This window comes from Burkholderia sp. KJ006, assembly GCF_000262695.1.
Taxonomy (GTDB): Bacteria; Pseudomonadota; Gammaproteobacteria; order Burkholderiales; family Burkholderiaceae; genus Burkholderia; species Burkholderia vietnamiensis.
Genome location: NC_017920.1, coordinates 530,041 through 550,534 on the forward strand (window position 1 = coordinate 530,041; position 20,494 = coordinate 550,534).

At 65.8% G+C, this 20,494-nt stretch carries 20 protein-coding genes and 1 tRNA gene; 7 read left to right on the forward strand and 14 right to left on the reverse strand.

What is annotated here, in order from left to right:
- Positions 1-41 precede the first annotated feature (41 nt).
- The 10 genes from MYA_RS02410 to MYA_RS02455 form a co-directional block, all read right to left on the reverse strand.
- Positions 42-242 carry a DNA gyrase inhibitor YacG gene (locus MYA_RS02410; protein WP_011883189.1) on the reverse strand — a complete coding sequence of 67 codons (201 nt, stop codon included), beginning with the start codon at positions 240-242 and terminating at the stop codon, positions 42-44.
- Positions 243-270: 28 nt separating this feature from the next.
- Positions 271-1,026 (reverse strand): cell division protein ZapD, encoded by a 756-nt coding sequence (gene zapD, locus MYA_RS02415; protein ID WP_011883190.1) that lies wholly within the window; start codon positions 1,024-1,026, stop codon positions 271-273.
- Between the two features lie 109 nt (positions 1,027-1,135).
- Entirely contained in the window at positions 1,136-1,744 is a 609-nt protein-coding gene (gene coaE, locus MYA_RS02420) for a dephospho-CoA kinase (protein WP_034194193.1), read from the reverse strand.
- Between the two features lie 90 nt (positions 1,745-1,834).
- Complete coding sequence (locus MYA_RS02425) at positions 1,835-2,746, reverse strand: prepilin peptidase (RefSeq protein ID WP_011883192.1); 912 nt, start codon at positions 2,744-2,746, stop codon at positions 1,835-1,837.
- A 39-nt stretch (positions 2,747-2,785) separates the two neighbouring features.
- Complete coding sequence (locus MYA_RS02430) at positions 2,786-4,000, reverse strand: type II secretion system F family protein (protein WP_011883193.1); 1,215 nt, start codon at positions 3,998-4,000, stop codon at positions 2,786-2,788.
- A complete protein-coding gene (locus MYA_RS02435) occupies positions 3,997-5,274 on the reverse strand; it encodes a GspE/PulE family protein (protein WP_041493749.1) in 1,278 nt (425 codons plus the stop codon). Before MYA_RS02435 ends, MYA_RS02430 begins: the two co-directional genes overlap by 4 nt.
- Positions 5,275-5,356: 82 nt before the next feature.
- Positions 5,357-6,643 (reverse strand): HlyC/CorC family transporter, encoded by a 1,287-nt coding sequence (locus MYA_RS02440; RefSeq protein WP_011883195.1) that lies wholly within the window; start codon positions 6,641-6,643, stop codon positions 5,357-5,359.
- A gap of 354 nt (positions 6,644-6,997) precedes the next feature.
- The gene (locus tag MYA_RS02445; protein WP_014722403.1) at positions 6,998-8,443 is read right to left on the reverse strand and encodes a GSCFA domain-containing protein; all 1,446 of its coding nucleotides are present in this window, start codon (positions 8,441-8,443) and stop codon (positions 6,998-7,000) included.
- 458 nt (positions 8,444-8,901) lie between these two features.
- Positions 8,902-8,978: transfer RNA gene (locus tag MYA_RS02450), tRNA-Pro, on the reverse strand.
- Positions 8,979-9,145: 167 nt separating this feature from the next.
- Positions 9,146-10,141 carry a polyprenyl synthetase family protein gene (locus MYA_RS02455; protein WP_034194180.1) on the reverse strand — a complete coding sequence of 332 codons (996 nt, stop codon included), beginning with the start codon at positions 10,139-10,141 and terminating at the stop codon, positions 9,146-9,148.
- A 210-nt stretch (positions 10,142-10,351) separates the two neighbouring features.
- Between MYA_RS02455 and rplU the strand changes: the two genes are divergently transcribed.
- The 4 genes from rplU (at position 10,352) to proB (ending at position 13,457) form a co-directional block, all read left to right on the forward strand.
- Positions 10,352-10,663: a 50S ribosomal protein L21 gene (rplU, locus tag MYA_RS02460; RefSeq protein WP_006025184.1), complete on the forward strand. Its 312-nt coding sequence runs from the start codon at positions 10,352-10,354 to the stop codon at positions 10,661-10,663.
- Positions 10,664-10,687: 24 nt separating this feature from the next.
- Complete coding sequence (gene rpmA, locus MYA_RS02465) at positions 10,688-10,951, forward strand: 50S ribosomal protein L27 (RefSeq protein ID WP_006476999.1); 264 nt, start codon at positions 10,688-10,690, stop codon at positions 10,949-10,951.
- A gap of 185 nt (positions 10,952-11,136) precedes the next feature.
- Positions 11,137-12,249 carry an Obg family GTPase CgtA gene (gene cgtA / locus MYA_RS02470; RefSeq protein WP_011883198.1) on the forward strand — a complete coding sequence of 371 codons (1,113 nt, stop codon included), beginning with the start codon at positions 11,137-11,139 and terminating at the stop codon, positions 12,247-12,249.
- 89 nt (positions 12,250-12,338) lie between these two features.
- Complete coding sequence (gene proB / locus MYA_RS02475) at positions 12,339-13,457, forward strand: glutamate 5-kinase (RefSeq protein WP_014722406.1); 1,119 nt, start codon at positions 12,339-12,341, stop codon at positions 13,455-13,457.
- 102 nt (positions 13,458-13,559) lie between these two features.
- Here the strand turns inward: proB and MYA_RS02480 are convergent, their stop codons facing one another.
- Together MYA_RS02480 and MYA_RS02485 are read right to left on the reverse strand one after the other, a co-directional pair.
- Positions 13,560-14,117 carry a CNP1-like family protein gene (locus MYA_RS02480; protein WP_014722407.1) on the reverse strand — a complete coding sequence of 186 codons (558 nt, stop codon included), beginning with the start codon at positions 14,115-14,117 and terminating at the stop codon, positions 13,560-13,562.
- Positions 14,118-14,180: 63 nt separating this feature from the next.
- Positions 14,181-14,828: an RNA pyrophosphohydrolase gene (locus tag MYA_RS02485; protein ID WP_011883201.1), complete on the reverse strand. Its 648-nt coding sequence runs from the start codon at positions 14,826-14,828 to the stop codon at positions 14,181-14,183.
- 216 nt (positions 14,829-15,044) lie between these two features.
- Between MYA_RS02485 and MYA_RS02490 the strand changes: the two genes are divergently transcribed.
- Together MYA_RS02490 and MYA_RS02495 are read left to right on the forward strand one after the other, a co-directional pair.
- Complete coding sequence (locus tag MYA_RS02490; protein ID WP_011883202.1) at positions 15,045-16,781, forward strand: proline--tRNA ligase; 1,737 nt, start codon at positions 15,045-15,047, stop codon at positions 16,779-16,781.
- Between the two features lie 21 nt (positions 16,782-16,802).
- Entirely contained in the window at positions 16,803-17,405 is a 603-nt protein-coding gene (locus tag MYA_RS02495; protein ID WP_011883203.1) for a MarC family protein, read from the forward strand.
- 77 nt (positions 17,406-17,482) lie between these two features.
- On the opposite strand, the gene MYA_RS02500 is transcribed toward MYA_RS02495, so the two are convergent.
- Positions 17,483-18,034, reverse strand: a complete 552-nt coding sequence (locus tag MYA_RS02500) for a hypoxanthine-guanine phosphoribosyltransferase (RefSeq protein ID WP_011883204.1) — start codon at positions 18,032-18,034, stop codon at positions 17,483-17,485.
- 97 nt (positions 18,035-18,131) lie between these two features.
- Complete coding sequence (gene ffh, locus MYA_RS02505) at positions 18,132-19,499, reverse strand: signal recognition particle protein (protein ID WP_011883205.1); 1,368 nt, start codon at positions 19,497-19,499, stop codon at positions 18,132-18,134.
- Positions 19,500-19,589: 90 nt separating this feature from the next.
- On the opposite strand from ffh, the gene MYA_RS02510 reads away from it, so the two are divergent.
- A complete protein-coding gene (locus MYA_RS02510; protein WP_014722409.1) occupies positions 19,590-20,483 on the forward strand; it encodes a cytochrome C assembly family protein in 894 nt (297 codons plus the stop codon).
- Positions 20,484-20,494 lie beyond the last annotated feature (11 nt).

The following is a 20,494-nucleotide window of genomic DNA, read 5'->3' on the forward strand; positions in this document are numbered from 1 at the left end:
AAGGCGGGCCATATCGGCCGGGGTTGGCCGGCCGTTCGGAGTCAGACGTCGCGGCGCGTGTCGCCGCCGTCTTCCTCGGACGACGGACCTTCGTCGGACGAACCGCCGATCCGATACTTTTCCGCAGCCCATGCGCCGAGGTCGAGCTGCTTGCAGCGGGCCGAACAGAACGGTCGGAACTTGTTTTCGTGTGTCCAGCGCACTTCGGCGCCGCACGACGGGCATTTCACAACGGTAACCATACGAAAGCGTAAAACCGGCACGCGGCCGTTACAGGTTGCAGAGTGTCAGATGGAACGGTACGTCGATGTCGACTGCGCGCGGACGCACATCGCCGTCCTGCATGGTGAATCGCACCCACAGCATGTATTTGTTGGCGCTCGCTTCGGGGATCACGTGCAGCTCCGGCGGCACGCGCACCTGCATCAGCTGATAGGTGCGCCCGGACAGCATTTGCTGATAGCTGCCCTGCATCGCCATCACCTTCGACGCCTGGCCCGATTCGCGCGCGAGCCGCAGCACGATCGCCGCGGCGTCGCGCAGCGGCAGCAGCGGCGCCACCCATTTCGCGATGTCCTGGCGCCGCTGTTCGGCCGGCCATTGTTGCCACGCGTAGTACGACGGCAGGTCGAACTTGCAGGTGCCGCCCGGAATGACCGCGCGGCTGCGGATGCTCGCGAGCCACTCGTTGTCGACCAGATGCTGCCCCGTCTTGCCCTGCATCTGCGCAAGATTGGCGAGCGTCTGCTCGATTTCGCCGAGCACGGCTTCGAGCGCATTCTGTTCGATGCCCGGATTGCCGCGGAACGGCGCGAGCGTCTGGCGCTGACGTTCGAGCTCCTTCATCAGATCCGATTTCAGGTCCGCGCGGCCGGTGACCTCGGCGATCTCGAACAGCGTCGTCAACGCGACGTGATGTTCGCGCGGGTCCTCCTGAGCCAAAAAGAACGCGAAGCGCTCGAACAGGTCCTCGAGGCGCAGCAGCGTGCGGATTCGCTCGTTGAACGGATACTCGTAAAGAATCAAGCGCGCTCGCCTCTCGGGTAGGGATAGAAACAATGCAGGACATTCTAATGCCCCCTCTCTACCCTAGCAACGCGCCAATTTCGTGCACCATCGCGCGCGAGCGCCGCGTTCAGTGTTTTGCAGCCGCGAATGCGAGGTAGCGTTGGTGCAATGCATCGACCTGTGCGGCCAGCGCGTCGGGCGTCGTCGCGTCGTTGACGATCACGTCGTCGGCAGCGGCCAGGCGCGCTTCGCGCGTCGCTTGTCGCGCGATGATCGCCTCGACCTGCTCGCGCGTGAAGCCATTGCGCTGCATCACGCGCGCGATCTGGGTGTCGACCGGGCAGTCGACGACGAGCACGCGATCGCAGCGCGCCTTCCAATTGCGCGACTCGACCAGCAGCGGCACGACGAAAATCACGTACGGGCCCTGCGCGTCGCGGGCCTCGCGTTCCGTCTCCGCGCGAATCAGCGGATGGGTGATCGCTTCGAGCCGCCTGCGCGCGTCTTCGTCGCTGAAGATGAGTGCGCGCATCCGTGCGCGGTCGAGCGAGCCGTCGGCCGCGACGAACGCGGGCCCGAACGTCTGCTCGATCGCCGGCATCGCGAGACCGGCCGGCGCGGTGATGCGGTGCGCGATCAGGTCGGTATCGACCAGCGATGCGCCGCGTGCGGCGAACAGGTCGGCGACGGTCGTCTTGCCGCTGCCGATCCCGCCGGTGAGTCCTATTGCATACATACGAGCCTCCGCCGCGCCGCCGCGATTGAGCGCGACGGCTGCGTGCGACGTAGCGAACGCGAACGAGGCGGACACGGGCGTCGCACCATGTCAGCCGCCGAGCGCCGAATAGAAAGGGGTACCGAAAAACAGCGTCGCGACGCCGCCGGCCGCGAGGAACGGACCGAACGGAATCGGCTCCTCGAAGCGCATGCGGCCGCGCCACGTCGCGACCAGCCCGACGATCGCGCCGGTCACCGCGGCGAACAGCACGACCTGCGGCAGCGCGGCCCAGCCCATCCATGCACCGAGCGCCGCGAGCAGCTTCAGATCGCCGAAGCCGATGCCTTCGATGCCGCGCAGCCATCTGAACAGCCAGTAGATCGACCACAGGAACAGGTATCCGGACATCGCACCGATCACGGCCGACTGCAGCGACGTGAACATGCCCGCGAGGTTCAACGCGAGGCCTGCCCACAGCAGCGGCAGCGTCATCGAGTCGGGCAGGTAGCCGGTCCGGATGTCGATCGCGCTCATCGCGAGCAGCGCGGCGCATAGGCCGAACGCGGCGATTGCTGCGCCGGTGGGGCCGAATGCGGCGAGCGAACCGGCGGCGAGCAGGGCGCCGGCGAGTTCGACGAGCGGATAGCGGATGCCGATGGCGTGACCGCACTGACGACAGCGCCCGCGCAACATCACGTAGCTGAGGAGCGGGACATTTTCCCATGCGCGCAATACGTGGCCGCAGTGCGGGCATGCGCTGCGCGGGCGCCACAGATCGTAGCGCTGCGGATAGCCGTCGTCGGGCGCCGCGTCTGCGTTGCCGGTCGCTTCGGCGATTTCGGCGCGCCACGCGCGCTGCATCATCACCGGAACCCGGTGCGCGACGACGTTGATGAAGCTGCCGACGCACAGACCGATCACGACGGCGAACGCATACTGCACCGCGGGCGGCAGCAGCGCCAGCGCGAGCAACGTGCCGGCGGGCGAATCGGGAACGGGGAACATGGGCGCGCGCGTCATCGGGTCAGGGTTCGGTAGGCGACGGAATCGGATGCGATGCTACACCACGTTGCCGAGCTGAAGGATGGGCAGATACATCGCGATCACGAGCGCGCCGACGAGTGCGCCCAGCACGATCACGATCAACGGTTCGCCGAGCGCCGCGAGCGCATCGAGGCGCGCGTCGAGCTGACGCTCGCAGAGCGACGCGATATCGGCCAGCATCGTGTCGAGCGCGCCGGTTTCCTCGGCGACGGCGATGGGCTGCACGACATCGTCCGGAAAGCACCCGGCCGCGTGCATCGCATCGGCGAGCCGTACGCCGCGCAGCACGCGGGCCGCGATCTGCTCGGTGGCGCGCTCGAACACCGGATGGCCGGACGCGCGTTCGAGCGTCGCGAATGCGTCGGCGAGCGGCACGCCGGCGCCGAGCAGCGTCGCGAGCGAGCGACACCAGCGCGCGGCCGCGAACCGCGCGAGCGCACTGCCGACGACTGGCGCGTTCAACATCCGCTGCGCGACCGTGTAGCGCAGTTGTGGCGAGCGCCGCAACGCGTGGCGCGCAGCGAGCGCCAGCGCGGTCGCAACGGCGACGAACGTGCCGCCCCAGGCCGAGGTCGCGGACGAAACGGCGAGCAGGGCGCGGGTCGGTGCGGGCAAGGCGGCGCCGAAGCCGTCGAAGATCTGCCGGAAGGTCGGGACGACCCACACCATCAACGCGGCCGAGATCGCGAGCGCGAACGCGATGACGGCGACCGGGTACGTGAGGGCGACGCGCGCCTTGCGCCACTGTGCGTCGGCGCGCTCGCGGTGCTCGGCGACGCGGGTGAGCACGGTGCCGAGCGCGCCCGATGCCTCGCCGACTTCGATCAGCTGCCGATACAGCGTGCCGAACTGCGCCGGATAGCGCCCGAGGGCGACGGCCAGACGCTGCCCGCCGACGATCTCGCGCGCGAGACCCGCAGCGATGCGCGGCATCCCGTCACGCGTGCGGGTGCGCGCGAGCATCTCGAGCGACGGTGCGAGTGGCAGCCCGGCTTGCAGCAAGCTCGCGAGCTGACGCGTGAAGCGCGTCACGTCGCGTGTGCCGGCGGCGGGCGGCCGCGCGGCGCCGCGCGCGTCGAGCGCCAGCACCGCGATACCGTCCCGCGCGAGCGCGGCACGCGCGGCGGCCGCGTCGAACGCGATGACGTGGCCGCGGCACGCGCTGCCGTCGCGACGACGGCCGCGCCATGCGAACCGGGTTTCCTGACGGGGCGCGCGCATCGCGGTCATGCGTCCGGCGTCGCGGCAAGCGCTTCCGCGATACTCGTCGTGCCGTCGCGAACGTGCGCGAGCGCCGCGTCGCGCAGGTTGCGCACGCCTTCGGCCGCGGTGCATTGCGCCAGCGCACCGACGCTTGCGCGCGCGACGATGCGCTCCGCCATCTCGGCCGACACCGGCATCGTCTGATGCAGACCGATCCGCCCTCGATAGCCGATGCCGTGGCAGGCGGCACAACCGCGCGCGACGAACGGCCGCCAGCCGGACGCCAGCGCGGCGGCATCGCAACCGGCTTCGCGTAGCACGCTTGCCGGTGCATCGGAACGCACGCGGCACGCGGTGCACAGGCGCCGGACGAGGCGCTGCGCGGTCACGAGGCGCAACGCGGCCGCAAGGTTGTACGGCGCGACGCCGATGTCGAGCAGCCGTGCGACCGCTGCCGGGGCGTCGTTCGTATGCAGGGTCGACAGCACGAGGTGGCCCGTCTGCGCGGCCTTCAGCGCGACGTCGGCCGTCTCCGCATCGCGAATCTCGCCGACCATGATGACGTCCGGATCCTGTCGCAGCAGCGCACGCAGTGCGGTGGCGAAGGTGAGGCCGGCCTTTTCCGCGACGCCGACCTGGTTGATGCCGTCGAGCTGGATCTCGGCCGGATCCTCGACCGTGCAGACGTTGTGCGCGTCCCGATCGAGCATCTGCAGCGCGCAATAGAGCGACAGCGTCTTGCCGCTGCCGGTCGGCCCGGTCACGAGCACGAGGCCGTGCGGCGCACGTATCGCGGCCTCCATCGCCGCGGCCTGACGCGCGTCGAAACCGAGGCGCGCGAGCGTGAGGTCGGGCGGCAGCGTCTCGAGGCGGCGCAGCACGAGCTTCTCGCCGAACAGCGTGGGCAACGAGCTGACCCGGTAGTCGCCGCGCTTGCCGGCGTCGATCGCAATGCGCAGCCGGCCGTCTTGCGGAAGCCGCCGCTCGGCGATGTCCATCCGGGCGAGCACCTTGATCCGCGTGACGACCGCGTCGCGCAGATGAACCGGCGGGCGCAGGTGCTCGTGCAGCACGCCGTCGATGCGCAGCCGGATGCGCCAGCCCGTTTCGAACGGTTCGACGTGGATGTCGGACGCGTCGCGTACGCGCGCGGCATGCAGCGTATCGGTGAGCAGCCGTACCGCGGGGGAGTCGTCGAGCTGCGCGGCATCGAGCGAGCGCGGCGGCGCGGCCGACGACGCGGCGGAGGAGAGCGGCGGCCGCTGCATGTGCAGCGGCGCCGCGGGAGGGGGCGATTGCATGTGAGCCGGCGCTGGGCCGCCTGTTGATCGTGACCGGGAAATGGTCGCGTATCGCGAGCGGCGCCGACAGTCGGCCGTTCGGCTAGCGCACCGCGCGGGCGCGCGTGACGCGCGGCTTGAACAGTTTGACGGTGCGCACGGCCTGATCGTCGCTGCGCATCACCTCGAGCATCACGCCGCCGATTTTCACGCACACGTCGCCTTCCGGAATCTCCTCGAGGATCTCGAGAATCAGCCCGTTGAGGGTCTTCGGTCCGTCGGTGGGCAGTTGCAGATGCAGCCAGCGGTTCAGTTCGCGCAGCGGCATGCTGGCGGCGACGATGCATTCGCCGCTCTCGTTCCAGCCACCCGCGCGTTCGCCGCGCGGCATCGACGTCGTGAATTCGCCGATCAGCTCCTCGATGATGTCCTCGGGCGTCACGAGCCCTTCGAGTTCGCCGTACTCGTTGACGACCAGCGCGGTGCGTTGCCGGCTTTCCTGGAAGTACTGGAGCTGCTGGACGACCGGCGTGCCGGACGGCACGTAGTAAGGCTCGGCGAGCAGCGTGCGCAGCATTTCGCGGTCGAAGTCCTGGTTGTGCAGCGCCGTCAGCGTCTTGCGCACGTGCAGCACGCCGAGCACCTTGTCGATGTCGCCTTCATACACGACGAGACGGTTGTGATAGCAGGTCTCGATCTGATGCAGGACTTCGTCGAACGGCGCGTAGAAGTTCAGCGACTCGATCTGCCGCCGCGGCACCATCACGTCGTCCACCGTGATGTTCTCGAGGTCGAACAGGTTCAGCAGGATGCTGCGGTGCTTGGTCGGCATGAAGCTGCTCGATTCGAGCACGATCGCGCGCAGTTCGTCGGCCGACATGCGCTGGTCGCGGCCGCTCTTCGTGTTGATGCGCAGCACCCACAGCACGCCGTTGGCGAGCGCGTTGACGAACCACACGACCGGCTTGAACACGCGCATCAACGGCGCGATCACGAGGCTCGCCGGCAGCGCGATGCGCTCGGGAAAGGTCGCGCCGACGATTTTCGGCGCGATTTCCGCGAACACGATGATCAGGAACGCGACGATCCCGGTCGCGATCGACAGCGCGAGGTTGTTACGGCCGAACGTGTGCAGCGCGAGCGACGTCGTGAGCACCGGGATGATCGTGTTGAACAGGTTGTTGCCGATCAGGATCACGCTGAGCAGCAGATCGGTGCGCGTCAGCAGGCCTTGCGTGGTTTTCGCGCCGAGCGCGCCCTGGCTGGCGAGATGCTTCAGCCGATGGCGGTTGAGCGCCATCATCGCGGTCTCGGAAATGGAAAAGAAGCTGGAACAGAGGAGAAGCAGGAAGACGGCGCCGATTTGCGCCCATAAGGGAATTTGGTCCACGCGTCGGAAAGGGCAGTGAAGACAGGGATGGAGGGAATATAGCAGAGGCCGACGGCGGGGATGTGTCCGGCACGGCACGCCGGTTCGTGTGAACGGCGAAAAAGGAGTCGGAAGACGTACGCGGTGCACGTCCGGTCAAATCGCGGTCGGGCCGCGGGCATTCGATTGCGCTGCAGCCGCGGTCGTCGGAGTCGTCCCGCATACAAGCCGTAAACCGACGATTCAGCGCATTTTCACTGCGAAGCGCGGTTCGGAAGGCCGGACCACTTGTCGCCCGAGCCGGAGGTCAGCCTTTGCTTCCGGGTAGCGCGCATTCAGTGCGCGCATCTCCAGCGGCCCGACGTCATGCGGTCGTTACGAAAAGTGCTCGATGAATGAATCGGTGATGGCCTTGACGACATGGTCGCCCACATGCAGTGCTGCATCGTCGTCGTTGCCGTAAAACGGTCCCACATGGCCGCCGAGCCAGCGCACGATTTCGAAGCTCGGCCAATAGATGACATCGGGATTGCTCGTAACGAATTCGTGGGCGACGACACGGAGCGTCGATTTGGAAATGCAATCGGCCTGTATCGCGGATTTGAACTCGAACGTGGTTTTCAACGGTACGGGGCTGACCGTAAGCACGACCTTGACGTCGGGGTTCAACGCCTTGATATTCGCGACGATGTAGTCGAGATTGTCCAGATTTTGGCCGACGGTGGTAGTCCGGAAGTCGTACATCTCTGCGAATGCTCGCGAGCCCAGTGCCGAACTGGAAGGCATCACGAATTCGCCGGATTGCCGGTCGAAGAAGGCGGGCGCAACGCCCAGCGTGTAGACGAACACCTTCGCGGTGGCCAGACGCACCCGGAGATTCTCCGGGGTGATGTTGAGGGACGCAAAGAGCTCGTCGAGGCGCTCCTTGCTTTGGCCGGTGCATTGGCCCAACGCCCAGTCCACCATCTTGCGGTTTGCGAAGCTCGAATTGATGTGTTCGACGACTTCGAAGAAATCGGCCTGATAGCCCCGTTCGATGAGACGTACGGCGATCTCTCTCGCAAAGCACGAGCCCAGAGTAAAAAAGCGGGTTTCCTTGTCGATGAAGCGTTGCTTCGGCAAGCCATCCAGCAAGCTCGTCCGGATTACGGCCGAAAGGTCGCCCCTCATTTCACGCGTGCTGGGATACTTCGCTCGTGCAATGCTCTTTCGCCGGGTGCCGTCCGAAAGCACTTTGCGGGAAAGCTCGACATCGGTCTTGTTGACGATGGCGGGGTTGAGCGTTCGTGCGTGGTCGATAAGCGCGACGGCTTCTTCAAGATCGTCGTCAGCGCGGAGTTGCGAGAGCTTTGCGTAGTGATCGGCATTCGCCGGATCGATCTTGATGAGCCAGCGATAGGCGAACTCCGCATCCTCCGGCGGCCCGACATAGCTTGCCGCTGTCGCCAGGATCTCCAGGCAGACTTTCAGTTGCGGCCAGGCCGCGGCCTGCGGCGTATTCTCGACGAGACGAAGTGCGTTTTTTGCATGGTCTCGCCGAATCGCCCAACTCTTGTGGAGGCCGGGATACCGCAACGCATCGAAGCAACCGAGAAAGAAGATTGCATCCGGATTCCGCTGGTCCTGGATGAGCGATTGCCGAAGATGCTCGACAGCAAGGTCTAGCTGCCCCGTCTGGCCATAAAGAATGCCGAGAAGGAGATTCGCTTCATGATCTGAACCGTCGATCTGCTCGTTGCCCAGCTGCGCAATGACAGCGTGCGCACCAACGTTTCCGGCGAGCGCCTGTTTTGCCTGATTCTTCCAGCTACTGATATCCACTTGACCTTCCCGTATCGAGCGTTGCGCTCTTCGATCGACTGTCCGGCTGGGCGTCGAACGGGGGCGGCGAGACGAAGATCGTCTCGCGCATCAAGTCCGTTCAGTCGCTATGTCGATGATTATCGGCATTGTGCGAGCCAAACTTAATACCGGTCGGTGCGGGCGCCGGATGGCAAGCGGGATGCTGGTCAATGCGAGTGATTGAGCGGTGGGCTGCGCGTGGCGTTCGGCGATTGCCGCCGATTGTATGGTCCGGGTTACGACGTTCGGATGAGCAGATCGCGCGGACGGTGTCTGGGCGCGTCGTTGACGGTATCGATACGATGGCGGCGGATCAATGAAAAAAGCCTCACGAACCGAATGGATTCGCAAGGCTTTATCAAAGGTTTGCACTATGTATGCTGCTGTAGTGCTGCAACGACGGCGATACTTTCCAGTCGCTGACTTTAACCAAATTCTGGTCGGGGTGAGAGGATTCGAACCTCCGGCCTCTACGTCCCGAACGTAGCGCTCTACCAGGCTAAGCTACACCCCGAATTTTTGCTGGTCCGACTTCGCTTTCTTGGTGAAGATCGCTGCGTCGTCTCAAGCAAGAACGTAACTATAACGATGTTTTTTCTAAAAGGGAATACCCTGGCGAAGAAATTTTTTCGGGGCAGGGTATTGCGTCCCGTGCGCGGCGTGTCCCGTGCGCGGCGTGTTTTACGACTGCCGCGACGTCGAGTACGAGCACAGCCCGAGCAGGCTCTCCTTGTAGATGGAGTCGGGAAACGCGGCGATCGCGGCGGCGGCGGCCTGCGCTTCCTGGCGTGCGCATTCGAGCGTATGGTCGAGCGCGCCCGAACGCGTGATCGCCTCGAAGATCGTGTCGAAGCGATCCGTGCCGCCTTGCTCGATCGCCTCGCGCGCAAGCGCCGCTTGCTCGGGCGTGCCGCGTTCGATCAGATAGATGAGCGGCAGCGTCGGCTTGCCTTCGCGCAGATCGTCGCCGGCATTCTTGCCCATCGCTTCGGCGGTGCCCGCATAGTCGAGCCAGTCGTCCATGATCTGGAATGCGGTGCCGATGCGGCGGCCGTATTCGGCCGCGGCGGCTTCGGTCGGCGCGTCGGCGCCCGACAGCACCGCGCCCAACCGGGCCGATGCCTCGAAGAGCTTCGCGGTTTTGTAGCGGATCACCTGCATGTAGCGCGACTCGTCGACGTCCGCGTCGTGCATGTTCAGCAACTGCAGCACTTCGCCTTCCGAGATGATCGTCGTCGCTTCCGACAGAATTTCCATCACGCGCATCTTGCCGACGCCGACCATCATCTCGAACGAGCGCGAGTACAGATAGTCGCCGACCAGCACGCTGGCCGCGTTGCCGAACAGCGCGTTGGCCGTCTGCCGGCCGCGCCGCAGTTCGGATTCGTCGACGACGTCGTCGTGCAGCAGCGTGGCCGTATGGATGAACTCGACGACGGCGGCCAGCACGTGCCGCTGGTGCGAGGTCTCGCCGAGCGCGCCGGCCACGAGCAACAGCAGCGCCGGACGCAGCCGCTTGCCGCCCGCACCGATGATGTACTCGGCGATCTGGTTGATCAGCAGCACGTCGGACGCGAGGCTTTGCCGGATAACGCGATTGACCTGCTCCATGTCGCTGGCGATCGGAGCGAGCAGGTGGGCGGCGCTGAGGGTGGGGGAGGCGGTGGACGACGACATGATGATCGAAATGGGTGATGCGGCGGATTATAAGTCGAATCCGCCATATGCCGGTCTGTCCGACGTGAGCGGCCCGCGATTTTGGCCATCCGGCCAGGGCTTGCGCGCGGCAATCGTGGATCGGCTTTGACTCGGCCGCTAACCCCATGTATAATCACGTGTTTTCCGCGCGTGGTGTGCGGAAAAATTGGATCCAGAGTGAGGTTCTCAATGTACGCGGTCATAAAAACCGGCGGCAAGCAGTACAAGGTTGCCGTTGGCGAAAAACTCAAAGTAGAACAGATACCGGCTGACATTGACGCTGAAATCACGCTCGACCAGGTTCTCGCAGTGGGCGAAGGCGAATCGATTAAGTTCGGTACGCCGCTGGTCAGTGGGGCTTCCGTCAAGGCCACCGTCGTGTCGCACGGTCGTCATGCCAAGGTCACCATCTTCAAGATGCGTCGCCGGAAGCACTACCAAAAGCACGGCGGCCACCGCCAGAACTACACTGAGCTGCGCATCGACGCGATCAACGCGTAAGCGCCTCGGTAAAGGAGCAATCAGATGGCACACAAAAAGGCAGGCGGCTCTTCCCGGAACGGCCGCGACTCCGAGTCGAAACGTCTCGGCGTGAAAGTGTACGGCGGCCAGGCGATCAACGCTGGCGGCATCATCGTGCGTCAGCGCGGTACGCGCATGCACGCTGGCGAGAACGTCGGCATGGGCAAGGATCACACCCTGTTCGCGCTGGTCGACGGTCACGTCAAGTTCGCGACCAAGGGCGCGGACAAGAAGCATCTGGTCATCGTTGTCCCGGCGGCTGCCTAAGTCAAGGCACCACGGGCTTCGTAGCCGAAAGGCCCCGCAGTCTTCGCGGGGCCTTTTTTTATTTGGCCGCCGCGCGCAGGTGCGCGCCGGCGGCTGTCGCGAACGGCGGGCAATCGGCCGAACGGCAGATTGTTCAAGCGTGCCGGCGCGCGGCACAATAGCGGAAATACTGGTCGGAGTGACGAATGAAGTTCATTGACGAAGCACGAATCGAAGTCATCGCCGGCGACGGAGGCGATGGCAGCGCGTCGATGCGCCGCGAGAAGTTCGTTCCGTTCGGCGGGCCGGACGGCGGCGACGGCGGCCGGGGCGGTAACGTCTACGCGATCGCCGACCGCAACATCAACACGCTGATCGACTACCGTTACGCGAAGAAGCACATGGCGCGCAACGGCGAAAACGGTCGCGGCTCCGATTGTTACGGCAAGGGCGGCGACGACATCACGCTGCGCATGCCGGTCGGCACGGTCGTGACCGACATGGACACCGGCGAGCTGATTGCCGACCTGACCGAACACGATCAGCAGGTGATGCTCGCGAAGGGCGGCTCCGGCGGCCTCGGCAACCTGCATTTCAAGTCGAGCACCAACCGGGCGCCGCGCCAGAAGACCGACGGCAAGCCCGGCGAGCGGCGCATGCTGCGGCTCGAACTGAAGGTGCTCGCCGACGTCGGGCTGCTCGGCATGCCGAACGCCGGCAAGTCGACCTTCATTTCATCGGTGTCGAACGCGAAGCCGAAGATCGCCGACTACCCGTTCACCACGCTCGCGCCGAACCTGGGCGTCGTGCGCGTCGGCCCGAGCAAGAGCTTCGTGATCGCCGATATTCCTGGGCTGATCGAAGGCGCGGCCGAAGGCGCGGGCCTCGGCCACCAGTTCCTGCGGCACCTGCAGCGCACCGGCGTGCTGCTGCATCTCGTCGACCTCGCTCCGTTCGACGAAAGCGTCGATCCGGTCGCGGAAGCGAAGGCGATCGTCGGCGAACTGCGCAAGTATGACGAGGCGCTCTACGAAAAGCCGCGCTGGCTCGTGCTGAACAAGCTCGACATGGTGCCGGAAGACGAGCGCGACGCGCGCGTTGCCGACTTCCTCGAGCGTTTCGGCTGGGACGGCCCGGTGTTCCAGATTTCGGCCCTGACCGGCCAGGGCTGCGAAGCCCTGTGCTATGCGATCTACGATTACCTTGCCGAGCATTCGGACGCGCATCGCGCGGCGGAAGAGGAAGATCTGGCCGCGGACGTGCGCTTCCGCGATGCGCCGCCGAGCGACGGCGGCGCAACCTCAGGCGGCGATGCCTGAGCGAGCCCGTCACGCACCGGGCGCTGCGCCCGGTGCCGGAAATTCATCGCGCCCGGCCGGGGCATGCATCAGACAGGAGACAGCGCACGATGCGTTCGATCATCGCGGATTCGAAGCGATTGGTGGTGAAGGTGGGTTCAAGCCTCGTGACCAACGACGGCAAGGGCCTCGATCATGCGGCAATCGGCCGCTGGGCGGCGCAGATCGCTGCGCTGCGCGCGCAGGGCAAGGAAGTGGTGCTGGTCAGCTCGGGCGCGATCGCCGAGGGGATGCAGCGTCTCGGCTGGAACAAGCGTCCGCGCGAAATCGACGAATTGCAGGCCGCCGCGGCGGTCGGGCAGATGGGGCTCGCGCAAGTCTACGAAAGCCGCTTCACCGAGCATCGCATTCGCACCGCGCAGATCCTGCTCACGCATGCCGACCTGGCCGATCGCGAGCGCTATCTGAACGCGCGCTCGACGTTGCTCACGCTGCTGCGCCTCGGCGTCGTGCCGATCATCAACGAGAACGACACGGTGGTCACCGACGAAATCAAGTTCGGCGACAACGACACGCTCGGCGCGCTCGTCGCGAACCTGATCGAAGGCGATGCACTGATCATCCTGACCGACCAGACGGGGTTGTTCACCGCCGATCCGCGCAAGGATCCGAACGCAACGCTCGTCGCGGAAGCGAGCGCGGGCGCGCCGGAGCTCGAGTCGATGGCGGGCGGCGCGGGGTCGAGCCTCGGCCGCGGCGGGATGCTGACGAAGATCCTCGCAGCGAAGCGCGCCGCGCACAGTGGCGCGAACACCGTGATCGCGAGCGGCCGCGAGGCCGACGTGCTGGTGCGGCTGGCCGCGGGTGAGGCGATCGGCACGCAACTGATCGCACGGACCGCGCGGATGGCCGCGCGCAAGCAATGGATGGCCGATCATCTGCAGGTGCGCGGGCACGTCGTGATCGATGCGGGCGCAGTCGAGAAGCTGAGGGACGGCGGCAAGAGCCTGCTGCCGATCGGCGTGATCGACGTGCAGGGCGCGTTTGCGCGCGGCGAGGTGATCGCGTGCGTCGGCCCGGACGGGCGTGAAGTGGCGCGCGGCCTCACGAACTACAGCAGCGCGGAAACGAAGCTGATTCACCGCAAGCCGAGCGGCGAGATCGAGACGGTGCTCGGCTACATGCTCGAACCCGAGCTGATTCATCGCGACAACCTCGTGCTGGTCTGATCGTCCGGCGCACGACCGGCCGCAGCCGTGCATGAAAAAGCCCGCGCGGACGCGGGCTTCTGTACGACGCCGCAAGCCGCCTGAGCGGCCCGTGTCCTGCGCTCAGCGCAACTGGCTCATCGCAGTGCGGTGGAACTTGATGTTCTCGAGGATCTGGCGGGTCGTGCCCTGCGGCATCTTGTTCGCGCAGAAATAATCCTGGTACAGCGCCGAGTGGTACGAGTTCAGCTCGCCGTTCTCGATGCGGCGCCAGTCGTTCTCGACCGTGCGGTCCCAGCCGTCGTGATCCGAATTCAGCCCCGCATACTGACGCCATTCGTAGGTGTCGCAACGGATGCCTTCATAGTTCACGTTACGCGCGCCGGCCGGACTCGTGATGACCACCGCATAGCGCACGACGCCGTCGGTGCCGACCGCGAGCGACTTGGCATCGACGAAGAACTTCAGCGGCGTGTTCTGCGACACGTTGAACGGGAGCAGATCGGCGGCTTGCGGAAGCGGCGGCAGCGTGTCGACCGCGTTTTCCTTCCATTCGCCCTGACGGTCCAGCAGATACACGAACGCGCTGTCGTCCTTGTTGGTCGGCGCGTTCGAGTGGGCGCAGCCGGCCAGCGCGGCCGCCGCGACGATCGACGCGAGCGCGAGAGCAATCGCTTTCAATATGCATTCCTCGTAAAAAAGGGCGCGACACCAAGGTCGCGCCCGGTCATGCAGTCCAACTCGTCATTTGCCGATGATCACGCGGGGCGGCATCTCGTCGAGCGTGCGCGCCTCCACTTCGATCTCGGAACAGACCACCGATGTGTCGACAATCGTCAGCGTCTGCTGGGCCGGCGCGCCGCCGATGCGCGGATAGCGCAAGGGGCGCGGCCCGCGCGGCTTTTCGGCTCGCTGCGCCGGGCGGCGCAGGAAGCGCGACAACTCCGTCAGCGCCAACTGATAGACATCCCGCTTGAACTCGATCACCGCATCGAGCGGCACCCAGTACTCGTTCCAGCGCCATGCATCGAACTCCGGGTGATCGGTCGCGCGCAAGCAAATATCGCAATCGCGTCCGACCATCCGCAGCAGGAACCAGATCTGCTTCTGGCCGCGGTAATGGCCGCGTACTTCGCGTTTGATGAACTTGTCAGGCACCTCGTAACGCAACCAGTCGCGGGTGCGGCCGATTATCTTGACGTGTTCCGGATGCAGGCCCGTCTCCTCGTGCAGTTCCCGGTACATCGCCTGCATGGGGGTCTCGCCGTACTTGATCCCACCTTGAGGAAACTGCCAGGAATGCTCGCGGAGCCGCTTGCCCCAAAACACCTCGTTGCGCGCGTTCAAGAGGATGATGCCGACGTTCGGGCGAAAGCCTTCACGATCCAGCATACAACCACCTTCGAATCCTTTAAAATTGCTTTGATTATAAACAGATAACGGGCGCTGCGCACCGTGACGGAGCGAATCCGCGCGGGGTTTGCCGGCCGAAGTGTCCCTGATTTGTCTGCTAAGTCGTCTGCGCCACCGTCGTTCGCCGCGCGCAGCTTTTTCACCTTGAAACTTTTTCGGGCGCCCCGCCTGGGCGCCGTATTTGGAACCGTCCGCATGAAAGCTTCCCGTTTCTTTATCGGCACCCTCAAAGAGGCACCGGCCGACGCAGAGATCGTCAGCCACAAGCTGATGGTGCGCGCCGGCATGATTCGTCGTGTCGCCGGTGGCATCTATAACTACCTGCCGATCGGCCTGCGTTCGATTCGCAAGGTCGAGGCGATCGTGCGTGAGGAAATGAACCGGGCCGGCGCCCTCGAGCTGCTGATGCCGGCCGTGCAGCCGGCGGAGCTGTGGCAGGAATCGGGGCGCTGGGAGCAGTACGGCCCTGAGCTGCTGCGCTTCAAGGATCGCAAGGACAACGACTTCGTGATCGGGCCGACGCACGAGGAAGTGATCACCGATATCGCGCGCAACCAGATCAAGAGCTACCGGCAGATGCCGGTGAACTTCTATCAGATCCAGACGAAGTTCCGCGACGAGATCCGCCCGCGCTTCGGCGTGATGCGCGGCCGCGAATTCCTCATGAAGGACGCGTATTCGTTCGACAAGGACGCGGCCGGCCTTAACGAGTCGTACCGCAAGATGTACGACGCGTACGTGCGCATCTTCACGCGCCTCGGCCTCGAGTTCCGTGCGGTCGCGGCCGACAGCGGCTCGATCGGCGGCAACTTCTCGCACGAGTTCCACGTGATCGCCGATACCGGCGAGGACGCGATCGCATACTGCCCGACCTCCGAATTCGCGGCGAACATCGAAGCCGCTGAAGCGCTGCCGCTGATCGCCGAACGTGCGGCGCCGGCCCAGGCGATGGAGAAGGTCGCGACGCCCGGCAAGGCGAAGTGCGAAGCGGTGGCCGAGCTGCTGGCGATCCCGCTCGAGCGCACGATCAAGTCGATCGTGCTCGCGACCGACAACGAAGGCGCCGAGCCGACCATCTGGCTCGTGATGCTGCGCGGCGACCACGATCTGAACGAGATCAAGGTGTCGAAGCTGCCGGGCCTGAAGAACCACCGCTTCGCGACCGAGCAGGAAATCGTCGAGTGGTTCGGTACGCCGCCGGGCTATCTCGGCCCGGTCGGCACGAAGAAGCCGGTGAAGGTGATTGCCGATCGCACGGTCGCGAACATGAGCGACTTCGTGGTCGGCGCGAACGAGGTCGACTATCACATCGCGGGCGTGAACTGGGGCCGCGATCTGCCGGAGCCGGACGTCGCCGACGTGCGCAACGTGAAGAAGGGCGATCCGTCGCCGGACGGCAAGGGCGTGATCGACATCTGCCGCGGCATCGAGGTCGGCCACGTGTTCCAGCTCGGCACCAAGTACTCGGAAGCGATGGGCGCGACGTTCCTCGACGAGTCGGGCAAGCCGCAGCCGATGCTGATGGGCTGCTACGGCGTCGGCGTCACGCGCATCCTGGGCGCGGCGATCGAGCAGAACTTCGACGACAAGGGCATCATCTGGCCCGAGTCGATCGCCCCGTTCGAACTCGTGCTGTGCCCGATGGGCTATGACCGCAGCGAGATGGTGCGTGAGGCCGCCGACAAGCTGTACGCGGAACTGACGGCGGCCGGCGTCGACGTGATCCTCGACGATCGCGGCGAGCGCCCGGGCGTGATGTTCGCCGACTGGGAACTGATCGGCGTGCCGCATCGCCTGGTGATCGGCGAGCGCGGGCTGAAGGACGGCAAGGTCGAGTACCAGGGCCGCCGCGACGCCGAAGCCACGCTGCTGCCGGCCGATGCGGCTGCTGCGACGGTGACGGAGAAGATCCGCGCCGCGCTCGCGCACTAAGCGCGACGGCGGGAGCGCGCGGTGGAATACACCTTCCTGTCGGCCACCGTGCTGCTCGTGCTGATCACGGATCCGCTCGGCAACATCCCGCTGTTCATCACGGCGATGCGCGACGTGCCGCGCGAGCGGCGCGTGAAGCTGATCCTGCGCGAAGTGGGAATCGCGTTCGTGATCCTGCTGTTCTTCATGGTGGTCGGCGACCGCTTCCTGCGGATGATGAGCCTCACCGACCTGTCGCTGCGGCTCGGCGGCGGGATCGTGCTGTTCCTGATCGCGCTGCGGATGATCTTCCCGCATCCGGACGGCGCGCTCGGCAGCGATCCGCGCGCGGGCGGCGAGCCGTTCATCGTGCCGCTCGCGATTCCGGCGCTCGCCGGGCCGTCCGCGCTCGCGACTGTGATGCTGCTCACGTCGCAGGCGCCCGGCAAGATGTTCGAATGGGTCGGCGCGCTGACGGTCACGATGCTCGTCTGTGCGGTCACGCTGGTGCTCGCCGAGCGCATCCAGCAGTGGCTCGGCGAGCGGACCGTCGCGGCGTTCGAGCGGCTGATGGGGCTCGTGCTCGTCGCGATTTCGGTCGAGATGCTGCTGGCCGGCGTGCGCGCCTTCGTGCATCAGCTGTAACGCCGGCGGCGCGTGCCGACGAAAAAAAGCGGCGCACCGGGAACCCGGTGCGCCGCTTTTTCTTTACGACGGGGCGATCAGACGTTCGCGGTCAGCGCGCGGATCGTCGGCAGGTTGCGCCAATAGCCCTTTGCGTCCATCCCGCAGCCGAACACGTAGCGGTCGGGCACGGCGAAGCCGCAGAAGTCCGGGTGCAGCGGCTTGGCCTTCGCGAGCGTCTTCTCGCACAGCACGGCCGACATGAAGCGCTTCGCGCCCATCTCGAGGATGCGATCGCGGATCGCGGCCATCGTCTCGCCTTCGTCGAGGATGTCGTCGAGCACGAGCACGATGCGGTCCTTCACCGATTCGCGCGGCGCGACGCGCCAGTGCATCTCCGGGCTGCCCTGCGTCGTGTTGCGGTAGCGGGTCAGGTGGATGTAGTCGAACTCCAGCGGGAAATCGAGGTGCGGCAGCAGCATCCCGGTAAACACGGCGGCGCCGCCCATCACCGACAGGACGAGCGGGAACGCATCGCCGATCTCGGCGCGGATCGCGTCGGCCATGCTGGAGATCGACGCGTTGACGGCGTCAGCGGAGACGATCTCTTCGGAGTGGTCGAAAATGTGGAGGGCTTCTTCGCGGTTCATGGCTTCTGGCGGGACGGAGTCGGTATACAAATAAGGATGAAGCAGAACGGGCGGCGCGCGCTACGGCAAAAACCCGCGCGCCGGCCCACGGGCGCGATCAGCGCATGCCGGGCATCATGCCCTTCAGGCCGCGCATCATCTTGTGCATGTTGCCGCCCTTCAGCTTCTTCATCATCGTGCGCATCTGATCGTACTGGTTCAGCATCCGGTTGACTTCCTGCACCGGCACGCCGGCACCGGCCGCAATGCGGCGCTTGCGCGTCGCCTTGATGATCTCGGGTTTCGCGCGCTCGGCGGGCGTCATCGAGTTGATGATGCCTTCCATCCGGCGGATCGACTTCTCGGCCTGGCCCATGTCGGCACCGGCCGCCGCCTGCTGGAACTGCGCGGGCAGCTTGTCCATCAGCGACGACAGGCCGCCCATGTTCTTCATCTGCGAGATCTGCGCGCGGAAATCGTTCAGGTCGAAGTCGCCGCCTTTCTTCACCTTGTCGGCGAGCTTCTGCGCGGCCTGCACGTCGACGCCGCGCTGCGCCTCCTCGACCAGCGCGAGGATGTCGCCCATGCCGAGGATCCGGTTCGCCATCCGGTCCGGGTGGAACACTTCGAGACCGTCGAGCTTTTCGGCGACGCCGACGAACTTGATCGGCTTGCCGGTCACGTGACGCACCGACAGCGCGGCGCCGCCGCGCGAATCGCCGTCGAGCTTGGTGAGCACGACGCCCGTGAGCGGCAGCGTGTCGTTGAACGCCTTCGCGGTGTTGACGGCGTCCTGGCCGAGCATCGCGTCGACGACGAACAGCGTTTCGGCCGGCTTCAGCACGCCGTGCAGCGCGGCGATCTCCTGCATCATCGCTTCGTCGATACCGAGACGGCCGGCCGTGTCGACGATCAGCACGTCATGGTAGTGGCGCTTCGCCCAGTCGACGGCGGCAAGCGCGATGTCGACGGGCTTCTGGTCCGGCGTCGACGGGAAGAAATCGGCGCCGACCTGTTCGCTCACCGTTTTCAACTGCATGATCGCGGCCGGGCGATAGACGTCGCACGAGACGGTCAGCACCTTCTTCTTGTACTTCTCGCGCAGCAGCTTCGCGAGCTTGCCGACGGTCGTGGTCTTGCCGGCGCCTTGCAGGCCGGCCATCAGGATCACGGCGGGCGGCGTGACGGCGAGGTTCAGCTCGGCGGCCTTGCCTTCGTAGTCGCCGCCGATCACGGCGGTGAGTTCCTTCTGGACCACGCCGACGAGCGCCTGCCCCGGCGACAGGCTGCTGATCACTTCCTCGCCGAGCGCCTTTTCCTTGACCTTGGCGATGAATTCGCGGACGACGGGCAGCGCGACGTCGGCCTCCAGCAGCGCGAGACGCACCTCGCGGAGCATCTCCTGGGTGTTCGCCTCGGTAAGCCGGGCTTCGCCGCGCAGCGTCTTGACGACGCGCGCCATCCGTTGAGTGAGATTGTCGAGCATGGGGAGCGTTGGACAGTGGGGGCCCGAAGGCGCGACGGAAACCGGATGAACGGACCGTCGCGAGGAGGGGGCCTAGTGTAAACTTCGAACATGGATATTGTACTGTATGCCCTCACCGCGTTCCTGTACGGCGGCCTGGCCGTCGCAGGCTGGCGCACGCACCGTCAGGCCGGTGCGCCGCTCGTCGCGAGCGTGCCGGCCGTGCCGGTTCCGGCGTCCGCCGCCTCGGGGATGAGCGCCGCCGGCCGCGCGCTGCTGCTTGCCGCGCTCGTCGCGCACGGCGTGCTGCTGCACATGACGATCTTCCCGCACGACGCGATGGTCTTCGGCTTCGCGTTCGCGCTGTCCGCGATGTTCTGGCTCGGCGCCGGCATCTACTGGATCGAGAGCTTCTTCTTCCCGCTCGACAGCCTGCGCCTGCTGGTGCTGCCGCTCGCCTGCGGCGCGTCGCTGCTGCCGCTCGTGTTCGGCGGCGTGCGGGTGCTGCCTTATGCCGCAGCGCCGCTGTTCAAGCTGCACTTCCTGATCGCCAACATCGCGTACGGGCTGTTCGCGATCGCCGCGCTGCACGCGATCCTGATGCTGATGGTCGAGCGGCGCCTGCAATCGCTGCGCAACGGCGGGCGCGACGGCTCGACCGGCTGGATCGCGAGCTGGCTCGAAACGCTGCCGCCGCTGCTCACGCTCGAGAAGCTGCTGTTCCGCCTGATCGGCGCCGGCTTCGTGCTGCTCACGCTGACGCTCGCGTCGGGCATTCTGTTCAGCGAGCAGATCGACGCGCGGGCGATGCGGCTCGACCACAAGACCGTGTTCGCGGTGCTGTCGTGGCTGATGTTCGGCGGCCTGCTGGTCGCGCACAAGACGTCCGGATGGCGCGGGCGCGGCGCCGCGCGCTGGGTGCTCGTGTCGTTTGGCGCGCTGCTGCTCGCGTATGTCGGCAGCCGCTTCGTTTTCGAGGTGCTGCTGCACCGTTCCGTGGTTTGAACGCAGGTTAC